At 66.9% G+C, this 25864-nt stretch carries 23 protein-coding genes; 14 read left to right on the forward strand and 9 right to left on the reverse strand.

What is annotated here, in order from left to right; genetic code table 11:
- Positions 1-140 precede the first annotated feature (140 nt).
- Complete coding sequence (gene fadD4, locus BEMPMBAN_RS16765) at positions 141-1661, forward strand: fatty-acid--CoA ligase FadD4 (protein WP_159231974.1); 1521 nt, start codon at positions 141-143, stop codon at positions 1659-1661.
- Entirely contained in the window at positions 1658-2560 is a 903-nt protein-coding gene (locus BEMPMBAN_RS16770; RefSeq protein WP_159231976.1) for an enoyl-CoA hydratase/isomerase family protein, read from the forward strand. Before fadD4 ends, BEMPMBAN_RS16770 begins: the two co-directional genes overlap by 4 nt.
- Before the next feature lie 52 nt (positions 2561-2612).
- Here BEMPMBAN_RS16770 and BEMPMBAN_RS16775 read toward each other — a convergent pair whose 3' ends face one another.
- Together BEMPMBAN_RS16775 and BEMPMBAN_RS16780 are read right to left on the reverse strand one after the other, a co-directional pair.
- A complete protein-coding gene (locus BEMPMBAN_RS16775) occupies positions 2613-3350 on the reverse strand; it encodes a GntR family transcriptional regulator (protein ID WP_159231978.1) in 738 nt (245 codons plus the stop codon).
- A 2-nt stretch (positions 3351-3352) separates the two neighbouring features.
- Positions 3353-4513, reverse strand: coding sequence for an acyl-CoA dehydrogenase family protein (locus tag BEMPMBAN_RS16780; protein WP_234897516.1), 1161 nt, complete (start codon positions 4511-4513; stop codon positions 3353-3355).
- An 87-nt stretch (positions 4514-4600) separates the two neighbouring features.
- On the opposite strand from BEMPMBAN_RS16780, the gene BEMPMBAN_RS16785 reads away from it, so the two are divergent.
- Genes BEMPMBAN_RS16785 through BEMPMBAN_RS16795 form a run of 3 tightly spaced genes read left to right on the forward strand, consistent with a single transcriptional unit; the run spans position 4601 to position 8034 of the window.
- Entirely contained in the window at positions 4601-5590 is a 990-nt protein-coding gene (locus tag BEMPMBAN_RS16785) for a hotdog family protein (protein WP_200846014.1), read from the forward strand.
- A 24-nt stretch (positions 5591-5614) separates the two neighbouring features.
- Positions 5615-6733, forward strand: coding sequence for a CoA transferase (locus tag BEMPMBAN_RS16790; RefSeq protein WP_159231982.1), 1119 nt, complete (start codon positions 5615-5617; stop codon positions 6731-6733).
- Entirely contained in the window at positions 6727-8034 is a 1308-nt protein-coding gene (locus tag BEMPMBAN_RS16795; RefSeq protein ID WP_159231984.1) for an amidohydrolase family protein, read from the forward strand. Before BEMPMBAN_RS16790 ends, BEMPMBAN_RS16795 begins: the two co-directional genes overlap by 7 nt.
- Here the strand turns inward: BEMPMBAN_RS16795 and BEMPMBAN_RS16800 are convergent.
- Positions 8003-8920: an alpha/beta hydrolase gene (locus BEMPMBAN_RS16800; RefSeq protein WP_159231987.1), complete on the reverse strand. Its 918-nt coding sequence runs from the start codon at positions 8918-8920 to the stop codon at positions 8003-8005. The genes BEMPMBAN_RS16795 and BEMPMBAN_RS16800 overlap by 32 nt on opposite strands.
- A 33-nt stretch (positions 8921-8953) precedes the next feature.
- Positions 8954-11131, reverse strand: coding sequence for an acyl-CoA dehydrogenase family protein (locus tag BEMPMBAN_RS16805; protein ID WP_159231989.1), 2178 nt, complete (start codon positions 11129-11131; stop codon positions 8954-8956).
- Between the two features lie 168 nt (positions 11132-11299).
- Between BEMPMBAN_RS16805 and BEMPMBAN_RS16810 the strand changes: the two genes are divergently transcribed.
- Both BEMPMBAN_RS16810 and BEMPMBAN_RS16815 read left to right on the forward strand, forming a co-directional pair.
- The gene (locus tag BEMPMBAN_RS16810; RefSeq protein ID WP_159231991.1) at positions 11300-12523 is read left to right on the forward strand and encodes an alpha/beta hydrolase; all 1224 of its coding nucleotides are present in this window, start codon (positions 11300-11302) and stop codon (positions 12521-12523) included.
- Positions 12524-12547: 24 nt separating this feature from the next.
- Positions 12548-13966, forward strand: a complete 1419-nt coding sequence (locus BEMPMBAN_RS16815) for a WS/DGAT/MGAT family O-acyltransferase (protein ID WP_159231993.1) — start codon at positions 12548-12550, stop codon at positions 13964-13966.
- A 25-nt stretch (positions 13967-13991) separates the two neighbouring features.
- Here BEMPMBAN_RS16815 and BEMPMBAN_RS16820 read toward each other — a convergent pair whose 3' ends face one another.
- The gene (locus BEMPMBAN_RS16820) at positions 13992-15686 is read right to left on the reverse strand and encodes an inorganic phosphate transporter (protein ID WP_234897529.1); all 1695 of its coding nucleotides are present in this window, start codon (positions 15684-15686) and stop codon (positions 13992-13994) included.
- 100 nt (positions 15687-15786) lie between these two features.
- On the reverse strand, positions 15787-16188 hold the full coding sequence (locus BEMPMBAN_RS16825; protein ID WP_200846004.1) for a hypothetical protein: 402 nt from the start codon (positions 16186-16188) through the stop codon (positions 15787-15789).
- A gap of 95 nt (positions 16189-16283) precedes the next feature.
- Here BEMPMBAN_RS16825 and BEMPMBAN_RS16830 point away from each other — a divergent pair, with 95 nt between their 5' ends.
- A complete protein-coding gene (locus BEMPMBAN_RS16830; RefSeq protein WP_159231997.1) occupies positions 16284-16817 on the forward strand; it encodes a TetR/AcrR family transcriptional regulator in 534 nt (177 codons plus the stop codon).
- A gap of 265 nt (positions 16818-17082) precedes the next feature.
- Here BEMPMBAN_RS16830 and BEMPMBAN_RS16835 read toward each other — a convergent pair whose 3' ends face one another.
- From BEMPMBAN_RS16835 to BEMPMBAN_RS16845, 3 genes are all read right to left on the reverse strand, one after another.
- Complete coding sequence (locus BEMPMBAN_RS16835; RefSeq protein ID WP_159231999.1) at positions 17083-18267, reverse strand: cytochrome P450; 1185 nt, start codon at positions 18265-18267, stop codon at positions 17083-17085.
- Positions 18268-18352: 85 nt separating this feature from the next.
- Positions 18353-18544, reverse strand: coding sequence for a ferredoxin (locus tag BEMPMBAN_RS16840; RefSeq protein WP_159232001.1), 192 nt, complete (start codon positions 18542-18544; stop codon positions 18353-18355).
- 92 nt (positions 18545-18636) lie between these two features.
- Positions 18637-19356: an FCD domain-containing protein gene (locus BEMPMBAN_RS16845; RefSeq protein WP_159232003.1), complete on the reverse strand. Its 720-nt coding sequence runs from the start codon at positions 19354-19356 to the stop codon at positions 18637-18639.
- Positions 19357-19505: 149 nt separating this feature from the next.
- Here BEMPMBAN_RS16845 and BEMPMBAN_RS16850 point away from each other — a divergent pair, with 149 nt between their 5' ends.
- The 6 genes from BEMPMBAN_RS16850 (at position 19506) to BEMPMBAN_RS16875 (ending at position 25762) form a co-directional block, all read left to right on the forward strand.
- Entirely contained in the window at positions 19506-19970 is a 465-nt protein-coding gene (locus BEMPMBAN_RS16850) for a nuclear transport factor 2 family protein (protein WP_159232005.1), read from the forward strand.
- A gap of 95 nt (positions 19971-20065) precedes the next feature.
- Positions 20066-20932, forward strand: a complete 867-nt coding sequence (locus BEMPMBAN_RS16855) for a fumarylacetoacetate hydrolase family protein (RefSeq protein ID WP_159232007.1) — start codon at positions 20066-20068, stop codon at positions 20930-20932.
- Positions 20929-21762 (forward strand): SMP-30/gluconolactonase/LRE family protein, encoded by an 834-nt coding sequence (locus BEMPMBAN_RS16860; protein ID WP_159232009.1) that lies wholly within the window; start codon positions 20929-20931, stop codon positions 21760-21762. The genes BEMPMBAN_RS16855 and BEMPMBAN_RS16860 overlap by 4 nt, the downstream gene beginning before the upstream one ends.
- Entirely contained in the window at positions 21726-23324 is a 1599-nt protein-coding gene (locus BEMPMBAN_RS16865; protein ID WP_159232011.1) for a bifunctional 3-(3-hydroxy-phenyl)propionate/3-hydroxycinnamic acid hydroxylase, read from the forward strand. Before BEMPMBAN_RS16860 ends, BEMPMBAN_RS16865 begins: the two co-directional genes overlap by 37 nt.
- Before the next feature lie 22 nt (positions 23325-23346).
- Positions 23347-24267 carry a fumarylacetoacetate hydrolase family protein gene (locus tag BEMPMBAN_RS16870; protein WP_200846005.1) on the forward strand — a complete coding sequence of 307 codons (921 nt, stop codon included), beginning with the start codon at positions 23347-23349 and terminating at the stop codon, positions 24265-24267.
- 1 nt (position 24268) lies between these two features.
- Entirely contained in the window at positions 24269-25762 is a 1494-nt protein-coding gene (locus BEMPMBAN_RS16875; RefSeq protein WP_159232015.1) for an AMP-binding protein, read from the forward strand.
- Positions 25763-25864: the final 102 nt, after the last annotated feature.

Below are 25864 nucleotides of genomic sequence, written 5' to 3' on the forward strand. Positions count from 1 at the left end.
CGCGCGCGTCTGCACGGCGACGCGCCGCGTGATGCGTACATTTTGTGCGCGCTCGTAGGGGCTGAGCGGCCTGAGTCCGCCACGAGGCGCCACTTCCGACCACTTGACACCCGTCAAGTCTGCCGAAGTAGAGTCTGACCATGCAGATCCGCGACACCGCCGTTGCCACACCTGACAAGCCCGCCATCATCATGTACCCGTCCGGCACGGTCGTGACGTTCGGGGAACTGGAAGCCAGAGCCAACCGCCTGGCGCATCTGTTCCGGGACGCCGGGCTGGTGGAGGGCGACGTCGTCGCGATCCTCATGGAGAACAACGAGCACATGCACGCGGTGATGTGGGCGGCGCGCCGCGCAGGCCTCTACTACGTGCCCATCAACACCAACCTCACCGCTGCCGAGGCCGCGTACATCATCGACAACAGCAGCGCCAAGGCGATCGTGGGCTCCGGCAAGCTCAGGGACACGCTGGCAGGCCTTCGCGACCAGCTTCCCAACGGTCTGCCGCCGGTGCTGGTGATCGCCGACGGGCAGCTCGACGGATGGCAGAGCTACCCCGAATGTGTTGCCGGGCAGCCAGATACCCCGATCGACGACGAGATCGAAGGTGACCTGCTGCAGTACTCCTCGGGCACTACCGGCAGGCCGAAGGGCATCAAACGCGAACTGCCGCATCTGCCGCCGGCCGAGGCGCCCGGTCTGATGGCCGCCCTGGTGTCGTTCTGGATGCACCCTGACGCCGTCTATCTCAGCCCCGCACCGCTGTACCACACCGCTCCGTCGGTGTGGTCCATGCAGACGCAGGCCGGGGGGATCACCACCGTGGTGATGGAGAAGTTCGACGCCGAGGGCGCGCTGGACGCGATCGACCGGTACCGCGTCACGCACGGCCAGTTCGTTCCGGTGATGTTCACCCGGATGCTGAAACTTCCTGCAGACAAGCGGTTGTCCTACGACGTGTCGAGCCTCGAGCGGGTGATGCACGCCGCGGCGCCATGCCCGGTGGAGATCAAGCAGCAGATGATCGACTGGTGGGGTCCGATCGTCGACGAGTACTACGCCTCCTCCGAAGCCCACGGTTCCACGCTGATCACCGCCGATGAGTGGCTGACGCATCCCGGCTCGGTCGGGAGGCCGCTGGCGGGGGCGCTGCACATCCTCGACGAGGACGGCAACGAACTGCCCCCGGGCCAGGCCGGTGAGATCTACTTCGAGGGCGGGTTCGATTTCGAGTACCTCAACGATCCTGGGAAGACAGCCTCGTCTCGCGATGCCCGCGGCTGGAAGACGGTGGGCGACATCGGTTATGTCGACGAGGAGGGCTTCCTCTACCTCACCGACCGCAGGCATCACATGATCATCTCCGGCGGGGTCAACATCTATCCCCAAGAAGCGGAGAACCTCCTCGTCACCCACCCGTTGGTGATGGACGCCGCGGTGTTTCCAATCCCCGACGACGAGATGGGGCAGAGCGTCAAGGCGGCGGTGCAGACCGTCGACCCGAGTGATGCCACCCCGGAGTTCGCTGCCGAACTGCTCGCCTGGGTGCGGGACAGGCTGGCGCACTACAAGTGTCCGCGTTCGATCTCGTTCGAGGAGCAGCTGCCGCGTACCGACACCGGCAAGTTGTACAAGCAGGAGCTGATGAAGAAGTACTCATGACAGTCGAATTGGCCGGCGGCGTGCTCGTCGCCCTCGGAACACCCTCCGACGAGGCGACTTTCACGCTCACCGAGGACCCCTGCGACGACCGCCGTGCGGTCACCGTCGCCTCGGTGTCGGAGTCGCTCGACGAGCTCACCCACCGCTGTCGCCGGTGGCCCGAGGCGGCGGCGGTGTGTGACGACGTGTTGCGCGCTCTCGATCCGCAGGGCTCGACGTTCACCGGCGTCGTCACCGAGTCACTGGCGTACTCGACCCTGCAGTCCGGCAGCGAGTTCGCCCGTTGGCTTGCCGAACGTGGCCCGGCGCGGGTCCCGGAGATCGCGAATCCCGTCCAGGCACATCGCGACGGCGGCCGGCTGGTGATCCGGTTCAACCGGCCGCAGCGGCACAACGCGTTCTCCACCGATGCCCGGGCGGCCCTGCTGGAAGCCCTCGACGTGGCCCGGTTGGACCCGTCCGTCAACGAGGTGGTGCTGGCCGGTAACGGCCCGTCCTTCTGCAGCGGTGGCGACCTCGCCGAGTTCGGCACCTTCACCGACCCGGCGGGCGCGCACCTGGCCCGCACCCGCCACAGCCCCGCCCTGGCGCTCGCCGACATCACCGCCCGGCTGGGACGTGCCTGCCGGGCCGAGATACACGGGCAGGTGCAGGGCAGCGGGCTGGAGATGGCCGCGTTCTGCGGATGGGTGCGCTGTCACCCCGATGCGGTGTTGGGCCTACCGGAACTCCGCCTGGGACTGATCCCCGGAGCCGGGGGGACGGTCAGCATCACCCGCCGGATCGGTCGCTGGCGTACCGCCTATCTGGTGTTGTCCGGGCGAGATGTGGATCCGGTGACCGCGTTGCGGTGGGGTCTGGTCGACGAGGTCGGCGCTGCCGGGCCGGCCGGACGATGACCTCGTTGACGTCGACGTCGGGGCGGTAGTCGCGCATCGCCGCCACCGAGCGTCAGCGGGAACGGCGCAACGTCACCCGGTAGGTGTACTGCTCGGGCAGGAAGTGGCTGACCGACAACTCGACCGGACGGCCGGTGCTGTCGGAATAGAGCCGGTCGACGCGCAGCATCGCATGCCCAACACGGCAGTCCACGGCTGCCGCGACGTCCTGGCCTGCCGTCGCGACCGTGATCGACTGCGCCGCTTCGGCAATGGGTTCATCCAGGTGTGGTTCCAGCAGACCGATGACGGTGTGGGTGCCGACCGCGCCGGTCTTCAGTGCGCCGCTGTCCTCGACGTGACGCGCACTCGAGCCGGGCAGGTGCACGGTGGTCAACACGAACGGAATTCCGTGCCCGGCAGCCCCGTGCAGCCGCCGGAACACCACGGTGTGCACCACGTCGTCGTCTAGGCGCAGCCGACTCGCCGCCTCGACGTCGACCCGCCGGGTCAACCCGCGCACCACCTCCATGGTGGTGTCCTGCGACAGGTTCATCAGGTCCTCGATGGAACCGAGCTGACGGAGATAGCGTCCCGACTCCCTGGCATACGTCCCCCGCCCCGGAACCCGGTAGACCACCCCCTCGGCGACCAGGTCCTGAAACGCCCGGCGGACCGTCTGGCGGGACAGCCCGTGTCGGGCAACGAGTTCGGACTCTGTCGGCAGCCGGACGCCGTGCGGGTAGCGGCCTGCACCGATCTCGTCGCGCAGCTGTTCACGCAGCAGCCGGTACGCCGGTTCCGCGCGCATCCTCAGATGCCGCCCCGGGCGACGAGTTGTGCGGCGATGACATTGCGCTGGATCTCGTTGGTGCCCTCCCCGACGATCATCAGCGGCGCGTCCCGGAAATACCGCTCGACGTCGTATTCGGTCGAGTAGCCGTACCCGCCGTGGATGCGCACCGCGTTCAGCGCGATCTCCATCGCGGTCTCGGAGGCGAACAGCTTGGCCATCCCCGCCTCCATGTCGGCGCGCCGGCCGCTGTCGTAGCAGTCGGCCGCGTGCAGGGTGAGGGTGCGGGCGGCGGTCAGCTTCGTCGCCATGTCGGCCAGGTAGTGGCCGATCGCCTGGTGCTTCCAGATCGGCTGGCCGAAACTCTCCCGGTCCTGGGCGTAGGCCAGCGCGTCCTCGAGGGCGGCGGTGGCGACCCCGAGAGCGCGGGACGCCACCTGGATGCGCCCGGTCTCGAGGCCCTTCATCATCTGGCCGAAGCCCTTTCCGGGTTCGCCACCGAGGATCGCCGACGCGGGAACCCGGCAGTCGTCGAAGCGCAGCTCACAACTCTCCACACCCTTGTAGCCCAGCTTGGGCAGATCCCGCGACACCGACAGTCCCGTGGTCCCCTGCTCGACCAGGAGCACCGAGATCCCTCGATGTGGGGGGCTCGCGGCGGGGTCGGTCTTGCACAGCAGCGCGATCAGCCCCGAGCGCCGGGCATTGGAGATCCACGTCTTCGACCCGTTGATGGCCAGCCCGCCGCCCTCGGACGGGACTGCCGTGGTCGTCATCGCCTGCAGGTCGGACCCGCCACCCGGTTCGGTCAGCGCCATCGTCGCGCGGATGTCCCCGGTGGCCATGTCCGGCAGATAACGCCGCTTCTGCTCCTCGGTGCCGAACAGCGCCAGCAGTTTGGCCACCACGGTGTGGCCGCCCATCGCGCCGGCCAGGCTCATCCAGCCCCGGGAAAGTTCCTGGGTGACCAGCACGTAGCACCGGGTCGACACCGGCGTGCCGCCGTACTCCTCCGGGATCGCCAGCCCGTAGACACCGATGCGCTTCATCTGTTCGATCCACGCCTCGGGGTAGGAATTGGCGTGTTCGACGTCTCGGACGGTGGGTTTGACGTCGCGGTCGACGAACGTCCGGACCGTGTCGACCAGGAAGGCTTCCTCGTCGTTCAGCTGGGCAGGCACCCGCGTCACCTCCTTTAAATGTACGGCCATATTGACATGACAACGAGCATGGTGCCAGCATGGCGAGCTGTGACTTTGTACGGCCAAATGCCGGGCGGACCGCACTTCGACGATCTTCAGGTGGGTCAGGTCTTCGACTCCTCCCCGTCGGTGACGTTGACCGCGGGCATCGCGGCGGCACATCAGGCGATCCTCGGCGACCGCCTCCGGCTGGCGCTGGACGCCGAACTCGCGGCCGCGGTGACCGGATCGCTCGGCCCGCTGGCACACCCGGCGCTGGTGTGCGACGTGGCGATCGGCCAGTCCACGGTCGTGACCCAGCGGGTGAAGGCCAACCTGTTCTACCGCGGGTTGAGGTTTCACCGGTTCCCGGTCATCGGCGACACCCTGTTCACCCGCACCGAGGTGGTCGGGCTCAAGCAAAACACCGCCAAGCCCGGCCGCGTCCCCACCGGCCTGGCCGCGCTGCGGATGACCACCATCGACGGGGTGGGCCGGCTCGTTCTGGATTTCTACCGGTGCGCGATGCTGCCGCTGAGCGGGACCGCCGTGGAGACGGGTCACGCCGACGACCTGTCGGATATCGGCGCCGCGGCGGGTCCGGTCTCCGACCCCACCGCGGACTGGGATCATCAGGCGTTCCGGGCCCGGGTGCCGGGTCCGCACTTCGATCCCGCCCTGGCCGGTGAGGTGCTGCGCAGCACCGCCGATGTGGTGAGCAGTGCACCCGAGCTCGCCCGGCTGTCGCTGAACATCGCTGCCACCCATCATGATTGGCGCGCGTCCGGACAGCGGCTGGTCTACGGCGGCCACACGATCGGGTTGGCGCTCGCGCAGGCCACCCGGCTGTTGCCGAACCTGGTTACCGTGCTGGGTTGGGAGTCGTGTGACCACACCGGCCCGGTGCACGAGAACGACACGCTCTACAGCGAACTGAGCATCGAATCCGCCGAACCCCTGCCCGACGGCCGCGGCGGGGTGGTGCGGTTGCGTTCGCAGGTCTACGCCGCGGGTGGGTCGGAGCCCGAGGCCGACCGTCCGGTCCTGGACTGGCGCTTCACCGGCCTGCTGTTCTGAGCGGACGTCACCCACAATGGTGTGGTGACGTCCGTGGGTTTCCCCGCCGCCGTGCTCGCGCATGCGCAGTCGGCCGCGCAGTGCCTCGGTGTCGGTGTCGACGCCGGGGAGTTGCTCGGTGGCCGAGCCGCGCTGCTGGGACTGCAGTCCCGCGGCCAGGTGTCGGCGGGCGGGGCCACCCGGCTGATGGGCGACGGCACCGGCGCCTGGTGCGCGCTGACGCTGTCCCGTCCTGACGACGTCGCAGCGGTGCCCGCGCTGGTCGAGTCCGACGACCTCGCCGCAGATCCCTGGCCGGTGCTCGCCCGGCGGGTCGGCCGGGTCGGAGCGGTGTCCTTCGCCGAGCGCGCCCGATTGCTCGGTCTGCCCGTCGGTGTGCTGGGCGAGACGACGGACCCACCGGGGGCGGCGCCGCGGATCCGGCGCCTCGGCGGGCGCCGACCGACGCCGGTGTCCCCGCAGGATCTCCTGGTCGTCGACCTGTCGTCGATGTGGGCGGGCCCGCTGTGCGCCCGATTGTTGGCGCGTGCCGGTGCGACCGTGGTCAAGGTCGAGACCGCGGCACGCCCGGATGGCACCCGCGCCGGCGCGCCGGCGTTCTTCGACTGGGTCAACAGCGGAAAGCTCTCCTACAGAGCAGATTTCCGACATCCCGAGGGCCTGCGCCGGTTACTGGCCGCGGCCGACGCGGTGATCGAGTCGTCCCGGCCTGCAGCGCTGGAACGACACGGCCTCGGACCGTCGGACCAGCCCGACCGTGACGGGCGGATCTGGTTGCGGATCACCGGCCACGGCACCGAGGGCGAACACGCCGACTGGGTGGCCTTCGGCGACGACGCGGCGGTATCGGGCGGGCTGGTGGCCGGCGCCGCCGATGCGCCGAGGTTCTGTGGGGATGCGATCGCCGACCCGCTCACCGGTATCCACGCCGCGCTGGCCATCCTGCAATCGTGCGGCCGCGGGGGCGGCGAGCTGATCGAGCTCTCCATGGCCGGGGTGTCCGCAACATATGCACGGCTGCCCGTCGGTGACGAGATAACCTGTGCGGCAACGCCGGTCGTGCCCCAGGCGGCCGCCGCCCTGGGAGCCGACAATGCCGCTGTCGAGCGCCTGGCAGCCCAGCGGCTTACCCCGACATGCTGATCCAGCGGGCGGTGCTGCTCGACGGCACACGCACCGACATCCGCGTCGGCGAACAGATCACCGAGGTCGCCGACGGGCTGGCGGCCCGGCCCGGGGAGACGGTGTACGACGCCGCCGGCGGCGCCGTGCTGCCGGGGTTGCACGACCATCATCTGCACCTGCGCGCTGTCGCGGCAGCCCTGCACTCGGTCCGTGTCGGCCCGGCCGAAGTCGCCGGTGCCCCGGACCTCGCCCGCGTCCTCGCCGCGGCGCGCGTCGACGCCGACGGCTGGATTCGGGCGGTCGGCTACCACGACGCCGTAGCGGGGCCACTGGACCGACACGTGCTCGACGCGCTCTCGCCGCCGGCGGTGCCGGCGCGGGTTCAGCACCGCAGCGGGGTGCAGTGGACGGTCAACTCGGTCGGGCTCGCCCGGATCGGCCTGGCGGGCCATCCGGACGGTCGGCTGCGCAGCGCAGACCCAAGCTGGTCGTCGACGCTGCTGCGCAGCGAGCCGAGCCTGGCCGAGATCAGCGCGCAGCTGTGCGGATACGGCGTCACCGGGGTCACCGACGCCACCCCGGATCTCTCCGCCGCCGACGTGGCGAACCTGCACCGCGCCCACGCCGCAGGCGAGCTGCGCCAGAAGCTGCACTGCCTGGCGCCGGGAAAGCGCATCCTGCACGACGACGAGCTGGACCTCGAGGGCCTCACCGAATGGGTCTGCGACGTACACGCCGCAGGTCGCACCGTCGCGGTGCACTGCGTGACGGCCGCGCAGCTGGTGATCACCCTCGAGGCGCTGCGCTGCGCCGGTGGCCGCCCCGGCGACCGCGTCGAGCATGCCGCGGTGGTGCCCGACGGCACCCTGTCCGACCTCGCCGCCGCCGGCGTGACGGTGGTGACCCAGCCGAACTTCGTCGCAGAGCGCGGCGACCAGTACCTGGCCGACGTGCCGGCCGCCGAACACCACGAGCTCTGGCGGGTGGCGTCGCTGCGCCGCGCCGGGGTGCCCGTCGCGCTGTCGACGGACGCACCGTTCGGTGACGCCGATCCGTGGGCGGCGATGCGCGCGGCGGTGCACCGCCGCACGCCCGCCGGCGCGATTCTCGGCGCGGCCGAGTGCGTCTCACCGGCCGAGGCGTTGGCGATGTTCCTCGGTGCGCCGACCCGCCCTGCGTCCGCCCGGCCGGTTCAGCCGGGTGCTCCCGGCGACCTGTGTGTCCTGTCTGCGCCACCGGCCGACGCGCTGGCCGACCTGGATCGCGGCCTGGTGGCCGCCACCGTCATCAGTGGGGAGTTGGTGTTCCAGAGGCCGTGAACGAGGTCCTCAGTAGCGCGCACTGGCTGGCGAAAAACGACTGCGAGACATCGGCTTTCGGCGCGATGCCGTCGAAGCCGTGGAACGCGCCCTGGACCACCAGCACCTCGCACGGCACTCCGGCGGCACGCAACCGCTCGGCGTAGGCGAGGTCCTCGTCGTGGAACAGGTCCAGCGTTCCGACGCCGATCCAGGCCGGCGGAAGCCCGCCGAGGTCCTCCCGGCGGGCCGGTACGGCGACCTCCGGATCGGCGTCGCCGAGGTAGGCACGCCAACCGAAACGGTTGCTCGACTGATTCCACAGCCGGTGCCCGGGGTTGTCCAGATCGGTCCGTGACACGGTGCGGTCGTCGAGCATCGGATAGACCAGAAGCTGTGCAGCCAAGTCGATCTGGCCGCGGTCGCGGGTCAGCAGCGCCAGCGCGGCAGCCAGCCCGCCGCCGGCGCTGGCTCCGCCGATCGCCACCCGGGAGGGATCGACCGAGGGCAGCGCGGCCAGCCAGCTCAGCGCTGAATAGCAGTCCTCCACCGGCGCCGGATACGGGTGCTCGGGCGCCAGCCGGTAGTTCACCGACGCGACGGTGGCGCCGAGCTCGCGGGCGAACCTGCGGCACAGCACGTCGTCCTGGGCCGCGTCGCCGATGACGTACCCGCCGCCGTGGATCCACAGCAGCGCCGGGCCGCAACCGGAGACCTCGGCGGGACGGTACAGCCGGACCCCGACGCCCGACGGCAGCGTGAGCACCTCGACATCGTCGGGTTCGTGGCGCCACATCAGCCGGCTCGCAGCGCGGATGAACGGCAGGGTCAGCGGCGTGATCATCTGTTTGGGCAGCAATTTGGCACTGCGTCGCAACTCGGGATGGAACTCCGGAACCGTCTTCATGCTGGGCACCTGATCAGTATGCGCACCACTTCATCACCGCAGCAGTGGATCGCGGGGCAACCCGAGGATCCGCTCGGCGATGGTGTTGCGGGTGATCTCCGAGGTGCCACCGGCGATGGTCATCGCGCGGTTGCCCAGGTAGCTGCGGGTCAGCTGCGGCGTCTGCTCCACCGCAGCGGCCGTGCCGGCCAGTTCGAAGGCCAACTCGGTCAGCCGTTGACCCGACTCGGCGACCAGCAGCTTCGTCACGTTGCCCTCCGGTCCCGGCTCGGCACCGGCGATCGCCCGGCTCGCGCGGCGCAGGTTGAGCAGTCGCAGCGCGTGGATCTCGGCGATCACCGCACCCGCCTGCCTGCTGTACATCGTGGCCGTTGCCGGCGAGCTGTCGAGAAGTTCGACCAGGTGGTCGGGGGTGGTGCCGCCGATGGCACCCGATCCGCCGCCGATGGAGACCCGCTCGTTGCCCAGCGTCGCCCGCGCCACCAGCCAGCCCTTGTTCACGTCACCCACCACGTCGGAGTCCGGCACGAACACGTCGTCGAAGAAGACCTCGTTGAAGTGTGCGTCGCCGGTGATGCCCCGCAGCGGGTTGACCGTCACCCCTTCGGATTTCATGTCGATGGCCATCATCGTCACTCCGGCGTGCTTGGGGGCGTCGAAATCGGTGCGCACCGTCGCCAGGCCCCATTGGCACATGTGGGCCAGGCTCGTCCAGACCTTCTGCCCGGTGATCCGCCAGCCGCCGTCCACCTTCTTGGCCGCGGTGCGCACTGCCGCGGCATCCGAGCCCGCACCGGGTTCGGAGAACAGCTGACACCACATCACCTGGCCGCGCAGCACCGGCTCCACCCAGCGCTCCCGCTGGTCTTCGGTGCCGGCCTGGGCGATCGTCAGCGCAACCCAGCCGGTGATCCCCATGTCCGGGCGTTCGATGTCGGCGAACTCCTCTTCGATGACCAGCTGTTCGAGGACGTCGGCGCCGCGGCCCCACGGCCGGGGCCAGTGCGGGACCAGATAGCCGGACTCGACGAGAGCATCGCGCTGCTGATCCGCCGGCAGCGCCGTGACCCGTTCGGCGACCTCGCGCGCGGCGCTGCGGTGGTCGTCGGCCTCGGGGGGAAGGGTGAACGACGCTCCGTGAGCCCGGCCGCTGCGCTGGCCCTCGACGACGTCGAGCAGGGGGTCGGCACCGTCGGCCATCAGCGCCGCCAGCATGCGGGCTCTGCGCAGATACAGATGGGCGTCGTGCTCCCAGGTGTAGCCGATACCGCCGTGTAGTTGAATGTTGTTCTGTGCGTTGAACACCTGGGCGTGAATCGCATGCGAGGCGGCGACGGCCGCGGGGAACCAGGCGCTGTCCAGGTCGTCGGCGCGAGCCGCATCCCAGGTGGCCGCGGTGGCTACCTCGGCGGCGACGAGCATGTTGGCGGCGTGGTGCTTGACCGCCTGGAAGGTGCCGATGGTGCGGCCGAACTGCTCGCGCACCTTCGCGTAGTCGACGGCCATGTCCAGCGCCGCCCAGCTCACGCCCACCGCCTCGGCCGAGGCCAAGATCCGGAACACCGTCCTGGCGTTGCGCGCAGCCCCGCGCAGCACACGATCGGCAGGGACGGTGACGTCGTGCAACGCCACGGATCCGACGCTGCGGGTGGTGTCGAGCGTGTCGAGCGCGCCGACCGTGACCCCATCGGCGCCCGCGGGCACGATCACGACGTCGTCACCGGCCACGAGCACCAGGATGTCGGCGTCCGGCGCGCCGAGCACCGCGGGGCACTGCCCGGTGACGACCAGGTCGGCACCCACCGCGACCGATCCCGACACGCCGAGCGCGGCGACGGTTTCACCGCCGGCCAACCCGGGGAGGAACTCGTTGCGCACCGGATCGGGTGCGCACCGGTCGATCACCACCGAGGCCGCCACGCTGGGCAGGAACGGCCCGGGACACAGCTGGCGGCCCTGGGACTCGAGCACCACGGCGAGTTCGGCCAACCCGAAGCCCGACCCGCCGACCTCCTCACCGATCGCCAGCCCGGTCCAACCGAGTTCGGTCGCCGCCGACCAGAGGTCGGACGGATGACGGGACCCGCCCTCGAGTGAGGCCCGGGCGGTGGCCAGCGCCGCCAACCGGGTGAGCTGCCCGCTCGCAGCTTCGGCCAGGTCCTGATGATCGTCGGTGATGGCAAGCCTCGATGCGGTCGCGCTCTTACTCACTGGGGACGCCCTCTTCGGTGGATTTGACAGTTGTCAACGAAGTTAGCGTGCCAGACGACGAAGACGACATCTGTGAGTGAGATCACAAATCGGCAACGGCGACAACTTGAGTAGACAACTTCGCTCAAGGTGTCGTTTGACTTTCGCGCATGAGGGTACGCTCGCGAAATGACGGAACGACCGGATATCCGGTACCCCGGCCCCACGCTGACCACCCGCTTGCAATGGTTGCTGAAGGCCGGTCCTTCCGATCATCTCCTGGCCATGAGCGTCGCGTCGGCATCACTGCCGGTCATCGGAAAGCACCTCGAACCGCTGGGTGTGCTGACCGCCGCCGCCATCTGGGGTTCCCGCCACGCACCGGACTTCCTCGGCGCGACCGCACGATCGCTGTTCAAGCCCTCCGACGCCGAACTCAAGCGTCAGGAGCGCGAGAGCACCAACGCGGTCTCCGAAGCGGCGTTGCGCGGGCTGGTCTCGACCAAGGATCTCGACATCGAATGGCCGCAACCCGAGCGCACCCCGCCGTTCTGGAAGATGCGTGAGCATCGCCGTCACGTGCACCGGACGTCGGTGCAGTACGGCCCGCGACCCACCCAGTTGCTCGATGTGTGGCGGCGCGACGACCTCCCCGACCAACCTGCGCCGGTGCTGCTGTTCGTTCCCGGTGGGGCCTGGGTGCACGGCAGCCGATTCCTGCAGGGCTACGCGTTGATGTCGCATCTGGCCGAGAAGGGCTGGGTCTGCCTGTCGATCGACTACCGGGTCGCACCGCACAATCCCTGGCCGGCCCACATCATGGACGTCAAGGCGGCGATCGCCTGGGCCCGGGCCAACGTCGACAAATTCGGCGGCGACCGAAACTTCGTCACGATCGCCGGGACCTCGGCGGGCGGCCATCTCGCCGCGCTGGCGGGCCTGACGGCCAACGATCCCGAACTTCAGGGCGAACTGCCCGAGGGATCCGACACGTCGGTGGACGCGGTCGTCGGTATCTACGGGCGCTACGACTGGGAGGACAAGTCGACCGTCGAGCGGGTGCGGTTCGTCGACTTCCTCGAGCGGGTGGTGGTCAGGCGCAAGATGTCCAGGCATCCCGATGTGTTCCGCAAGGCGTCGCCGATCGCCCGGGTGCACGCTCAGGCGCCGCCGTTCCTGGTGATGCACGGGACCGGTGACAGCGTGATCCCCGTCGCCCAGGCACGTAGCTTCGTCGACCGGCTCAAGGCGGTGTCCCGGTCGGTGGTCAGCTATGTCGAGTTACCGGGCGCCGGCCACGGTTTCGACATGATGGACGGCGCCCGCACAGGCGCCGCATCGACGGCAATCGGCTTGTTCCTCAACCATGTTCACCGAAACAGAAGCCTCATCGGAGCCAAAGAGGTTATATAGGCCTCCGGGTAGGAGGTTGTTGACGTGAAGAGGCTCAGCGGGTGGGACGCTGTGTTGTTGTACAGCGAAACGCCCACGGTTCACATGCACACGCTGAAGCTGGCGGTGATCAAGCTCGACGATCTCGGTGGGGCGAAGTTCGGTGTCGAGGAACTGCGCAAGGTCATCCACAGCAGGCTCTACAAGCTGGACCCGTTCCGCTACGAACTGATCGACATCCCGTTCAAATTCCACCACCCGATGTGGCGGGAGAACGCCGAGGTCGACCTCGAGTACCACGTCCGCTCCTGCCGCGTCGACGCGCCGGGCGGTCGCCGCCAACTCGACGAGGCGGTGGGCCGGATCGCCAGTACCGCGCTGGACCGCAGTCGTCCGCTGTGGGAGATGTACCTGATCGAAGGCCTGGCCGAAGGTCGCATCGCGGTGCTCGGCAAGATCCACCACGCTCTCGCCGACGGCGTCGCCTCGGCGAACCTGCTGGCCCGCGGCATGGATCTGCAGGACGGCCCGGTGCCGGAACGGGATTCCTATGCCACCGATCCCGCGCCGTCCAAGAGCGAACTGGTGCGCACGGCCTTCACCGATCACCTGCGGCAGATCGCCAAGTTCCCTTCCGTGGTGCGTTACACGGCTCAAGGGGTGAGCCGGGTGCGCAAGAGTTCCCACAAGCTGTCGCCGGAACTGACCCGTCCTTTCACCCCGCCGCCGTCCTTCATGAACCACATGGTCGACGCGACCCGCCGGTATGCCACCGCCACCCTGTCGCTCGATGACGTCAAGCAGACCGGAAAGCACCTGGGCGTCACGATCAACGACATGATCCTGGCGATATCCGCCGGCGCGTTGCGAAAGCTGTTGTTGCGCTATGACGGCACCGCCGACCACCCGCTGCTGGCCTCGGTGCCGGTCAGCTTCGACTTCTCCCGGGACCGGATCTCCGGCAACTACTTCACCGGCGTCCTGGTCAGGCTGCCGGTGGATGTCGACGATCCCCTCGAGCGGGTGCGCGCCGCCCACGACGGCGCCACCGCCGGCAAGGAGAGCAACAACCTGATCGGGCCGGAACTGGTGAGCCGGTGGTCGTCGTACTTCCCACCCGCCCCGGCCGAGGCGATGTTCCGGTGGCTGGCCAACAAGGACGGCCAGAACAAGGTGATGAACCTGCCGATCTCCAATGTGCCGGGCCCCAGGGAGCGGGCCCGGGTCGGCGGCGCGCTGGTCACCGAGATCTACTCCGTCGGGCCGTTGACCACCGGCAGCGGGCTCAACATCACCGTCTGGAGCTACGTCGACCAGATCAACATCTCGGTGCTCTCGGACGGCAAGACCCTCGAGGACCCGCACGAGCTGACCGACGCGATGGTGCAGGCTTTCATCGAGATCCGTTCTGCAGCCGGGCTTTCCAAGGATCTCACGGTGGTCGACACCGCGATGGCGCCCTAGCGGTGGATGCTGCTCGCGGTTGAGGTCAGAAGATCGCGCGCAGCCCGATCACGCCGACCGCACCCAGGAGCGCGGCCGCCGGCAACGTGATGACCCAGGCCAGCGCGATCGGCTTCATCAGGCCCCAGTTGGTGGAGCGGTTGACGATGCCGACACCAAGGACCGCGCCGATGAGTATGTGCGTGCTTGATACGGGCAAGCCAAGGGTGGATGCCCCCATCACCACGGCGGCGGCCGACAGTTCCGCGGCGAAGCCCGACGCCGGGTGCATCTTCGTCAGATGGGTACCGACTGTCGCGATCACCTTGCGGCCGATGAACCACAGCCCGGCGACCAACGCCACACCGAATGCGAGCATCGCCGCCATCGGAACCTCGGCCTCCGCATTGATCGAGTCGGTGCGAAGCACGTCGAGGATCGCCGCGAACGGGCCGATGGCGTTGGCGATGTCATTGCTGCCGTGGCTGAACGCGAACCCGGACGCGGTGAACACCTGCAGCCAACTGAAGATCAGGAACGTCGAGCCCGACAGCGATTCGCTCTTGAGTGTCTTCGTGAAGATGTAGGTCGCCATCCACGCCGCGGCCCCGATCATCATCATGATGAAGTAGTTGTTCAGGGTCGTCAGGCCCAGATCGATGTTCTTGAGTCCCTTGAACAGCAACATTCCGGAGATGACCATGGCGCCGAACGCCGCCAGCAGCGGTACCCAGGTCTGCAGCGCCCGATAGGCGTCGACCGAGGACGCCTTGGCGTCGATCTCGTGTAGCTCCCGGAAGTAGTCGGACTCCAGCTCAGCGGGATCGTAGTCGCGCCGGCCGGCCGCGACCGCATCGCGAGCGAGCGCACTGGTGTAGGAGATCTGCTGAATCTCGGAGAGCCGTTCGAAAGCCTCCTTGTGCGCGCTGCGGTGCCGGACTCGTTCCTGCTTGATCTGCCGCAGTACCTCGTCGGCATGATCGTTGTAGGTCAGGATGTTCCGCTTGATGACGCCGTACAGCAGATAGGACATGGCCCCGCCCAGCAGCGGCGACAGCACCCAGGACATCGCAATCTGACCGATCTCGCCCCACTGGACGATGGCCAGCGGGCTGCTGTCGTGCGCGGTCAGGTAGCCGACCGCGAGTGCTGCTCCGACGATGCCGCCGATGATCGAATGTGTAGTGGATACCGGGTAGCCCATTCGGGTCGCGAACAACAGCCAGAAGGCCGCGGCGAACAGGGCCGACATCATGATGTAGATGAAATCCGTTGGATCGACCGACATCCCGGAGATGTCGACGATGCCGCTACGGACAGTGTCGGTCACTGCGCCGCCGGCGATGACCGCACCACTGACTTCGAAGATCGCTGCGACCAGCAGCGCTTGCTTCATCGTCAGCGTGCCCGCGCCGACGCTGGTGCCGAAGGAGTTGGCGACGTCGTTGCCGCCGATGTTGAACGCCATGAACATTCCGAGCACGGTGGCCAGTACCAGCAGCACCTTGCTGGCACCGTCGACGTAGTCGAATGCCCACCAGGAGAAGATCAGGAACGTCCCCGCAAGCAGAAGTCCGAACGACAGGTGCCAGCTGCGGTCGGGGCCGAGAAAGCCCCCCTCCTCCGGCGCCTGAGCGCCGGGCTCTTGAATTGCGGTGGCCAACAGTCTCCCCCTTTTTGCGTGCTTGCCTAGGGCACAGGAAGTTACGGGACCGGGGCGAGCGAACGGTGTCGGCGCGATGAATGGTCAATGACGCGATTGGGGTCTGGTCGTCGGTCTCGACCCGGTACGGGAATTCATCGAGCTTCGGCCCCTGGTCTGCTCACCGCTCCTCTCGGAGTCATGCGGCAGCGGCGAACCGATTGTCGGGTCGGACGTCGCGGGGGCCGTCTGAGCTGTCGGCGGCGCGGGCGACGGGGGTGGCAGCCACCGCCTGTGTGGTGTCCTGTCCGCGATACCTCAGGAGGTAGCGCTGCGCCGCCGAGCGGTCGGTGTTTCCACGGATCGGGTCGAGCCCGAGTACGACGTCGCCGGTGGGGTCGGCGACCGCGATCTGGCGACGGCGCAGTGCGAAGCACAGTGCGGCCACGGCGTAACTGCCGGCCATGGCGACGCCGAGGACGGCAGCCCGGTCGGATCCGAAGCCGAGCGCCGCGACGAACAGACCCAGAAATGCGAAACCGACCAGCGTCAGGACGTAGCCCGCTGCGGGCAGTGGAACGCGGGTAAGTGATCGGTGCACAGCATCCTCCTTAGAGCTACGCTACGCGTATCGTAGCGCTATGGATAGTGTAGCGTACAGAGCGGATTGCTGCTCTGAGCACCGAAGCGAGGGACATGACAGATGGTGGCGGTGCGACCCGCGGCGACGAGGTGGGCACGCGGATTCTGGATGCCGCTCTGCAGATCCTGCGGGCCCGCGGACCGCGCGCAGTGACGATGCAGGCCATCGTCGAGGCCACCGGGATCGCGAAGACGACCATCTACCGGCGCCACCCGAACCGCCGCGCATTGCTCACCGCAGCCCTCGCGGGCCTGGTGATCAGACCCTCGATCCCGCCGGGGTCAAGCCGCGAGCAGCGACTCGGGTGGGTGATCTCGCAGTCGAGCGACGTCATCGCCAACGGCATCGGAGGCGGTGGGTTCGCCGCTCTGCTCACCGATGAAGACCCTGACTTCAGTGACGCATTCCGCGAGATCCTGGGCGCTCACCGGGGTCTGGCCATCGAGGTGCTCGGTGACGACAGCGGGGACGCCGACACCGTGATCGACATGATCGTCGGGGGCTACGTCGCAGAACTGGCCCGCACCGGCGCCGTGGACACCAGTTGGTGCGACCGGATACTGGCGGTGCTGAACCCGGGCAATTGAAGCGGTCGCTCGAGTCGAGCAACACACAGCGTGTGGTGGATCGCAGTGTCGCGCTGGTCCATCGCTTCTGGGCGAGGAATCTGATGGGCTGCAACATGATTCGTCAACCGCAGTACGATGTTCTTCACCTACAACGTGATGTACATGGCGAAAGTGCTCAAGCACAGGGGGATTCTCAGCGTAGGGAAATTAGTGCTCGGAATGGAAGCGGGGTGCGATTCGGACATAGCAGCCCTGAGTACCGCTAGCCGGCCGCCCTGGCTTGTCATCGAACGCGGGGCTCAAAGCCCAGCACGGGTAGTGAGCTCAGGCCGCGAGTCACGTTGTTCAGATGCCTGGTCGGCTCGCCGAGTTCGAACCGTCGGACACGCTTGGCGAGGGCGCCCAGCACCGCGTGAGCTTCAAGCTTCGCCAGTGCTTGTCCCGCGCATGCGTGAGTGGCGTAGCCGAAGGTGAGGTGGTCGGTTGGCCTGCGGGTGACGTCGAAGCAGTCCGGCTCGGCGTAGTGGCGGTCGTCGCGGTTTCCGGAGCCGTACAAGATGAGCACCTCGGTTCCGGGTTCGAGCCGCAGCCCGCCGACCGTGACGTCAGTGGTCGTCCTCCTGCCGAACACCTGCACCGGAGCGTCATAGCGAAGAACTTCGTTGAACGCGGCGGGCAGAATACTGGGGTCCGCGCACACGAGGTCCCATTGGTCGGGATGAGTGGCGAAAAGGTGCACGGCATTGGCGATGGCGTTGATCGTTGTGTCCATGCCGGCGGACGTATAGGCGGCAAGCAGTGGGATGCAGGATTCGCGTTTGATCCGTCCGTCGTCGGCAGCATCGAAGATGGCGCGGCCCATGCTGTCGGGCTTGAGGTCCTTAGCGTCGAGAGTACCGAGCCAGTCGAACATCTCGCCGATCGCCGAAAGGGCGCTTTGGGCGCGCGCGTTCAGCGGGCCGCACACATCGAACGTCGCATCCGCCCAGCGCAACATGTTGGGCCGCGCGGCTTCGGGTAGGCCGATGAGGTCGAACACCACCGCCATCGGGAAGGCTGTCGCCAGGTCGGCGACGACGTCGAACGACTCCTTGCGCAGAACCGTCTCCACCAGGGTGTCCGCGCGTGCGGCGATGTCGTTCTGAAGGTCTCTCAGGGCGCGGGGAGCGAGTCGGTCGGAGAGCACCGAGCGGAGTGTGTCGTGCTCGGGCGGGTCTGCAGCGATCACTGTGCCCGTGAGTATCTCGTTCACCACGTCGTTAAGGGCGATGCCGGCCGAAGAGAACGTCTTCCAGTCACGCAGCGCAGACCGGATGTCGTCATAGCGCGGGAGCGCCCAGGCGTCGAGCTGGGTGAGATAGACGGCACTTCCGGCGTCGCGCAACTCACGGTAGGTCGGATAGGGGTCGTAGAGGATGTCGTCGACGAACAAGTCGACATCGGAGTGGGGCGCATGAGTAAGCGTCATTGCTTTACCTCCATCGGTTGGGTATCCGGCCTCGCCAACATGGGTGGTCGGCCGATCACGATGCGTTTCCGCCATTCGAGTGCGGTCACGCCTGCGCCTCCAAGGCGGCGACGGGACATGCGAATGCTGCCGCCCGGGCAGCTGAGATCGACGACGGCGGAACCTCTTCTGGGGCGACAATCAGGTCGCCGTTGTCGTCGAGACGCAGCAACTCGGGCGCAGCCTCAGCGCACAAACCGTGGCCTTCGCATCGCTTGCGGTCGATGATCAGCTTCACCGTCGTCTCCTTCGCCGGTTCTTCTCACGAGTCCGATGGGCGACACCGCGCGCAACGGCTGGGCCGTCGCCGTCGGCTTCACACTGTGTGCGTCATCGATCGTTGGGGCGCAACGCCGCTAGGATGCTTGCGCACGAAACATCCGCGTTCATGGGATGGGTCAACAGCATCTGCGTGGTGAACGCAATGTGCTCGCGCAGCAGCTGCACGCCACCTTCGGCGTCGCGATTAATGGCGGCGTCGGCCAGCGCCTGGTGCTCGGTAGCCGGATTGCGTCCGTTCTCGGCTATCAGCGGCGCCGCCCACCGCCGATAGAGTTCGGCTTCGGCGCGCAAGCTCTCCGCCATTTGAACCAACCGTCGGTTCCCGCAGCCGGACAGAAGCGCAGCGTGGAATGCTTCGTGCGCCTGATACCAGGCGTCATCGCGGACCCCCTCGGCGGCCTGGCGTTCGCGCAGGCTGAGGATGTGATGGGTCGCCACCACTTCCGACTCCCAGCGGTCATCGCCGAGAACGATCGACTGGCGAAACGCCAGCGCCTCCAACTCCACCCGAGCGGTGGTCAAGTCGGTCAGCTCTTCGGCCGACAGCGACGCGACCGCATAGCCCTGGTGTGCCTGTAGCGATACCAGCCGTTCTGCCGTCAGGCGCGTGAGGGCCTCGCGGACCGGTCCGACGCTCGTCCCGTACTGCGCGCACAGTTCAGGAAATTTCAGGCGTTGTCCCGGCTTCAGGCGCGCCATGAAGATGTCGGCCCGCAGCCGCTCGTAGAGATCGTTCGCACGAGTCCCGGACCCGCTTCCCTTGGCCATGGCGAAACTGTACGCGATATTGCAATAGTCACACAACTTTAGAAACTACTCTTGACATGTCAAAGTTGGCGCGCCAAGCTGACGAGGCGAACGCCAACGACCTCGAACAGGGCAGCGGCGGGCATCGATTGGATCGAGGAGGCAGACCCTTGCAAACCCAGACAGCCACCTACGACATCGCCCAGTGGGACTCACCACCGCCGGTCGGCACTCCCGAACACGCGCTGTGGCTCGTCCAGTGGCATTTCGCCTACGAGACACCGGATCAGCTGGGCAAATTGGAGCAGCTCTACCACGACGACATCGTCTGGGAGGTGCCGACGCGTCGAGTCATCTATAGAGGTAAGAAGGACGTCCTCGACAACTACGCACGGATCTTTGAAAGCCTCGATGACGCCAAAATCAAGCCGCTCGAACGATATGCGACCCAGAACCGCGCATTCGACGACTTGGAACTGACCTTCAAACTGGTCAACGGCAAGGGTTTTCCCAATCATCCGCTGCCGGTGGGCTCGCGCGTTGCGATGCGCATGGTGCACAACTTCCACATCCAGGGTGGGCTCATCATCCGTGAGAATGGCTACGAGATTTGGCGGCCTGACCTCAACAGGTAGTCCGAACGTCACACCGAGCCGCTCAACAACAACGCGTGCGGCGCATGACGGGAGATTGCCGCTCCTGTCCATCCACCTAGGAATTGAGGTAAACAGTGATTCTCGCTAACGTCGAGCGACGGCTGACGACTTTCGTCGGCGGCGAAGCCGTTGATGTCGAAGAGAAGAGTGGCGGTCTCTTTGACGCGGATCCGGCGCTCATCTACCCGCGCTGGGGCGAGTTCCGAGAATGGGCCGACGGTATCGGCGCGAAAGGCGCCGGCGATGTGGCCCCATCGCGGTTGGACGCGCCGTCACCTCGCCCGCCGCAAGTCTTCGGGCTCGTGCTGAACTATCGCGACCACGCCGCTGAGGCCGGCCTCGCCCTGCCCGCCTTTCCGGCAGCATTCACGAAGTTCCCAAGTTGCATCGTCGGACCGCGTACGCCGGTCGAATTGGCGGGCGCCACCTCAGATTGGGAGGTGGAACTCGTCGTCGTGATGGGGCGCCGCGCCACCAACACGCCTGCCGTCAACGCGTGGGATCACGTCGCCGGGCTCACCATCGGGCAAGACCTCTCCGAGCGGGCGCTGCAGCTCGCTGGTCCACTGCCGCAATTCAGCCTCGGGAAGTCGTTTTCCGCCTACGGCCCAATCGGTCCTTGGCTGGTCACCCCCGACGAGCTCACCGACCCCGACGATCTGGCGATCCGGTGCTCACTTGACGGCGAGACCGTCCAAGAGTCCCGCACCTCCCAACTGATCTTCTCGGTGGCGGACCTCATCGCGCAGCTGTCGACGGTGCTCACCCTGTTGCCAGGCGACCTGATATTCACCGGCACCCCGGCTGGTGTGGGATGGGCCCGTGAGCCTCAGCGCTTCCTTACGCCAGGCCAGCAGTTGATCAGCGAGATCGAAGGCATCGGGCGGTTGACCACTTCGTTTGTGGCCTCCGGCGCCGCATCGGCGGTGTCGACAGCGTGACCACCACCACCCTGTGCGACGAACTGATCTGGGGCGAGGGGCTGCGTGTGCGTGGTGGAACTGTATGGAGTTCGGACACCCAAGCGGGTCAACTGCTCGAGATCGACTCCGACGGAGTGCGACGCCGCCCCCTCGAAAGTCCCACGAACGGAACCTGGTTCCTTCCCGACGGCCGATTGGCCGCGGCGCGGTGGCGGGATAAGCGCATCGATGTCCTCGTCGACGGCGAGTTTCAGCACTACGCTGATCTGAGCGACCTTGTCAGAGACACGCTCGGTGATATGACGGGCGCCCCCTGTGGTCGTCTCTACGTCGACGAGTTGGGAGCCGACCCGCACAGCGGTGCGCCGATCGGCCGGGTATTGGCCGTCGACCGAGACGGGTCGGCGCGGGTGGCCGCTGATGGGTTGCGATTTCCCAACGGACTTGCCGTCGTGGGTGACTCGCTGATCGTGGCCGAGACACATGGGGCCTGCCTGACAGCATTCGACATCGTCGATGACACCGGCACGTTGGAGAACCGCCGAACATGGGCCGATCTCGCCGAGATTTTCACCCCCAGGTTCCGTCCAGACGGGATCTGGCCGGTCGCAGATGGATCGATATGGGTCGCTGCGACCGAAGGGGAGGCGTTCGTCAGACTCTACGGCAACGAAGTCGTCGACTGTGTGCCAACGCCGGGCGAGTTCGCCATCTCGTGTTGCCTGGACGGCGCGGCGCTCTACATCTCGGCCAGCCGCAGCACTGACCCGCAGCTGTCATTGCTCACCGAGGCGTTGCCGCAGAAGAAAGTGTGCGGGCGCATCGCCCGCGTGGACGTCTCTCCATAGTCAAAAGCACTGAGCCCGAAGGGAAGACAACGATGTCCGACACGGCCGAAGTGATCATCGTCGGGGCAGGACCGACCGGTCTCGCGTCGGCAAAACTGCTTTCCGATTTGGGCATACGAGTTGCGCTGATCGATCCCTTCCGAATTGCGACGCACCACCCTCGCGCCACCCATATCGACGACGAGACGGTGCGCATCATGCAGACACTGGGAGCTGCGCAGCTGGAACCGACATTCTTCCGCAGCAGTTCTGGCGGCTATCGATTGTTCGATCGTCACAGCCAGCTGATCTGGTATCTGCCATGGCGCCCCGAACCGACAGACCAAGGTTGGCACGGCGACTACCAGTTCTTTCAGCCGGACTTCGAGAATCTGCTTCGCGGCCGGCTGCATGCCGCACCGAACACGGAACTATGGCTGGGCTGGCGCGCGCAAGAGGTCACCCAATCGGCCACACAGGTCACCGTGATGGTGCGAAACAACCGGAGCGGCGAGGAAAAGACCCTGACCGCGCGCTACCTGATCGGATGCGACGGCGCCCGTTCGGAGGTTCGAAAGCTAGTCAGCCCAGATGTCGAGGACCTCCACGGCACGCATCGATCGCTGATCGTCGATATCGCCCCTCTGGTCGACAGCCCCGCAGTCCCCGAACATGACGCGTACACCAAAGCGGCGCCACCCAACCCGATCACCTGCTTGCCGACAGCGCACGGCATGTACCGATTTGAATGGCTGCTGCGCCCTTCGGACGAGACCGGGGACTTCGAAGAACCGGGGCGCTGGTATGAGCTGCTGAAGCCATTTTACGCGCCCGGCGACTACCGGATCGCCCGCGCCGACGTCTACCGGTGGGAGTCGTTGATGCCCACCCGGTGGCGCGATGACAACGTGTTCATCGCCGGCGACGCCGCCCACCAGATGCCGCCGTTCCTCGGTCAAGGGATGTGCTCAGGACTGCGGGACGCAATGAATCTGGCGTGGAAACTGGCTGCCTGCCTTCGCGACGGCGCATGCGACTCTTTGCTGGACACCTATCAATCCGAGCGCGCTCCCCACGTGCGGGTCTTTGTCGAGGGCGCCGTTGCGGTCGCGAACGGTGTCGAGGCGATGGCGGAAGCCCCCGCTGAACTCGGAGGCCCGCCCACCACCACGCGAGTAGACGCCACCAAGCCGCAACTCGGCGGGGGACTGCATGGGGCCACCAGGGGGCCGGTGGGAGCGCTGAGCATGCAACCGAGCCTGCAGAGCGGCGTCCGTCTCGATGACGCAGTCGGCTACAGCTTCGCCGTCCTCGGCGATCCCACGCTGCTGGCATCAGTCGGGCCCGCCACTCGAGCCGCCTGGCGATCACTTCGAGCAGTCGTCATCGCCGAACTGCCTCTCCCGCTTCGGGCCTGGCTCAATGAGCATGAGGCCCACGCTCTTATCATCCGACCCGACCGCTACATCTTCGGGCTCGCCGCATCCTCATCAGAACTGGATCAGCTGACCGCCGACCTCTTCGCCGCGATATGTGGCAACCCCGCCAGTCCAGTTGGGCTGAAACAGAATTCCAGCAACTGAGGGGCGTGGGAAATTGCAATTCGTGACCTACGCATCACCGAGCGGAGATGACCGCGTCGGCGTCGTGGACGGTTCAATGCTGTACGGCTTTCCAGCGGGGCTGTCGCTGCTCGACGTCTTGGACCGCGGTGAGCTCCTGAGTGATGGAGGCCGAGCCAAGGATTCGCCCAGCGAGTCGATCGGGTTGGAAGACGTCACCTTGCGGGCGCCTCTGCAGCCCCGTTCGATCCGCGACTGCGCGGGGTTCCTGCAGCACCTCCGAAATGTCTCATCGGCCGCTGATATGCCCGTCGACGACCGGCACGAGAAGTTTCCACCCTTCTACTTCACCAACCCGGGCGCCGTCATCGGACCGTACAGCGACGTCCCGATGGCACCCGACAGCACGATGTTCGACTACGAACTCGAAATCGCCGCCGTGATCGGCAAGGCGGGATCGACGATTCCGCTCGCGCAAGCCGAGGACTATATCGCCGGCTACATGTTGTTCTGCGATTGGAGCGCACGCGACCTACAGATGAACGAGATGCCGCTGCGACTCGGGCCCGCCAAAGGCAAAGACACCGCCAACACGTTGGGGCCGATGCTCGTCACTCCAGACGAACTCGAGCCATACCGCAAAGGCCGCGCATTCGATCTCGCGATGACGGGCCACGTCAACGGTGACCTTGTGAGTCAGGGGCGCTGGAGCTCCATCGATTGGGGCTTCCCAGACATGATCACCTATGCGTCGCGAGGCACAACGCTGCGAGTAGGGGACGTCATCGGCTCCGGAACCGTCGAAAGCGGGTGCTTGTTCGAGCATTACTGCGTCGACCCGGAGAATTTCCGCGGTTGGCTGCGACCGGGCGACGAAGTGCGTCTAGCCGTCGAGCACATCGGCGAGTTGCGCCAGCGGGTGGTCGAGGGCGTCACCGCCGAGCGCCTGAGCAGTGGGTACTGACATGTCGTTGACACTGAGATCGCTGTTCCTGGGGACGCTGGAGCGATTCGGCCGACGCCCGGCAGTCCGCGCTGGCGAGATAACCGCCAGCTATGCCGAGATCGCGGCGACCGCGAATCGTCTGGCACATCACCTGGTTGCACTCGGAGTGACGCCGGGCGCCCCGGTCGCGTTGATGATGTCGAACCGAGTGGAATGGGTAGTCGCCGACCAGGCGATCATTCGCGCCGGCGGCGCCAAAGTGCCCATCAACGACATGCTGTCGACGTCGGAGATGGCATTCATCCTCCAGGACTGCGGCGCTCAGGTCGCCGTCACCGACGAAGTCATGGGCGATGTGGCCGAAGCCGCGGGGCTGCCGCACGTGATCAGGATCGGCCCCGACTGGGACGCGGCCATCGCTTCCGCGCCGCCGAGCGGACCGCCCGACATCACCGTGACAGGCGCTGATGTCGGTCTGATCATTTACACCGGGGGCACCACCGGTCGGCAGAAAGGCGTCGTCCACACTCAGCACGGTCTGGCGATCAACCTGCTGGCCCACCTCGTCGAAATCGGTCTACTCGATGACGAACGCCTTCTGCTCAGCACCCCGCTGCCGCACTCGGCGGGATTCCTGGCTCAGGCCGGACTCCTCAAAGGCGCCTTGCACTTCATCGAGCGACGCTTCGACACTACCCTGGTGCTGAACAGGATTGAGCACGATGGGGTGACGTTCCTGTTCATGGTCCCCACGATGATCTATCGCCTCTTGGATGCTGCCGAGGGGCGCGAGCTGGACCTGTCGTCATTGCGCACCATCCTCTACGGGGCTGCGCCGATCACACCTGAGCGTCTTGAGCAAGGACTGCGCCGCTTCGGCGCGGTGTTCATGCAACTCTATGGCCAGTCTGAGGCGCCGAACTTCATCACCCGGCTGACCCGGGAAGACCACGATCCACTGCTGCCCGAACGGCTTGCCAGCTGCGGACGACCAGCCACGCTGGTGAAGGTGGCAGTGCTCGACGATCGTGGCAGCCCTCTGCCTGCCGGACAGGTTGGTGAGATCTGCGCCCGCGCACCGTATGTGATGTCCGGATACCGCGGCTTGCCCGACACCACCGCCAACACTCTGCGAGATGACTGGCTGCACACCGGCGATATCGGCCTCCTCGACGAGGACGGGTACTTGCATCTGTTGGATCGAAAGAACGACATGATCATCAGCGGCGGAATGAACGTCTACACCACAGAGGTCGAGCAGGTGGTGAGCGCATGTCCCGGGGTGGCCCAAGTCGCCGTTGTCGGAGTGCCCCATCCGGACTGGGGCGAGGCGGTCGTCGCTTTCGTGGTTTCGTCCGATGAGTTCGACCAGGACGCAGCGATGAACCGCTGTCGAGCTGAGCTCGCGGCTTACAAAAGGCCAAAGGCGTTCCAACGGGTGGAGGCGTTGCCTGTGACATCGGTCGGCAAGGTCGACAAGAAGCGGCTAAAGGCGGGGCATCGGGCATGGTGACACCGCGGGCGGTTGGGGCGCCGAACGATTCGGCTCGGGTGGCCACATGAGCGGACAGGCGGCGCCGGAAAGGCCGAACATCGGACAGCCGTGGTCGGAGGC

Source organism: Mycolicibacterium austroafricanum (genome assembly GCF_902705885.1).
Lineage (GTDB): Bacteria > Actinomycetota > Actinomycetes > Mycobacteriales > Mycobacteriaceae > Mycobacterium > Mycobacterium vanbaalenii_A.

Excerpts from the sequence above, each read along its gene's own strand:
- BEMPMBAN_RS16875 (WP_159232015.1), top strand. The coding sequence starts at position 24,269 with ATGTCGTTGACACTGAGATCGCTGTTCCTGGGGACGCTGGAGCGATTC.
- BEMPMBAN_RS16795 (WP_159231984.1), top strand. The coding sequence starts at position 6,727 with ATGCTGATCCAGCGGGCGGTGCTGCTCGACGGCACACGCACCGACATC.
- BEMPMBAN_RS16835 (WP_159231999.1), bottom strand. The coding sequence starts at position 18,267 with ATGACGCTTACTCATGCGCCCCACTCCGATGTCGACTTGTTCGTCGAC.
- BEMPMBAN_RS16845 (WP_159232003.1), bottom strand. The coding sequence starts at position 19,356 with ATGGCCAAGGGAAGCGGGTCCGGGACTCGTGCGAACGATCTCTACGAG.
- BEMPMBAN_RS16830 (WP_159231997.1), top strand. The coding sequence starts at position 16,284 with ATGACAGATGGTGGCGGTGCGACCCGCGGCGACGAGGTGGGCACGCGG.
- BEMPMBAN_RS16785 (WP_200846014.1), top strand. The coding sequence starts at position 4,601 with ATGCCGGGCGGACCGCACTTCGACGATCTTCAGGTGGGTCAGGTCTTC.
- fadD4 (WP_159231974.1), top strand. The coding sequence starts at position 141 with ATGCAGATCCGCGACACCGCCGTTGCCACACCTGACAAGCCCGCCATC.
- BEMPMBAN_RS16775 (WP_159231978.1), bottom strand. The coding sequence starts at position 3,350 with ATGCGCGCGGAACCGGCGTACCGGCTGCTGCGTGAACAGCTGCGCGAC.
- BEMPMBAN_RS16810 (WP_159231991.1), top strand. The coding sequence starts at position 11,300 with ATGACGGAACGACCGGATATCCGGTACCCCGGCCCCACGCTGACCACC.
- BEMPMBAN_RS16800 (WP_159231987.1), bottom strand. The coding sequence starts at position 8,920 with ATGAAGACGGTTCCGGAGTTCCATCCCGAGTTGCGACGCAGTGCCAAA.
- BEMPMBAN_RS16770 (WP_159231976.1), top strand. The coding sequence starts at position 1,658 with ATGACAGTCGAATTGGCCGGCGGCGTGCTCGTCGCCCTCGGAACACCC.